At 74.3% G+C, this 249-nt stretch carries 1 protein-coding gene; it reads left to right on the forward strand.

Features of this window, described 5'->3' with window-relative positions:
• The coding region (locus tag B2R83_RS16360; RefSeq protein WP_292043505.1) for a hypothetical protein at positions 1–249 on the forward strand (249 nt) is incomplete at both ends.

Raw genomic sequence — 249 nt, forward strand, 5'->3', positions numbered from 1 at the left:
GCCCTGTTCCTGTCGCCCGCCGCCCAGGCCTGGCTGCAAAAACGGCCAGGGGACACCCTCGTGCTGCGCGCCGGCACCGGCGACGTAAGGCTGCGCGTGGCCGGGCCGGTCCAGCGGGCGCGCGCAGGCCAGCGCATCGCCGTGATGGACATCGGCGCCATGCAGTGGCGCTTCAATCAGCTGGGGCGCCTGTCGCGGGTCGACCTCAAGCTGCGCGACGGGGTCGACCGCGCCGCCTTCCAGCGCAGC

The sequence above is a fragment of the Massilia sp. UBA6681 genome (assembly GCF_002454935.1).
Taxonomy (GTDB): Bacteria; Pseudomonadota; Gammaproteobacteria; order Burkholderiales; family Burkholderiaceae_D; genus Telluria; species Telluria varians.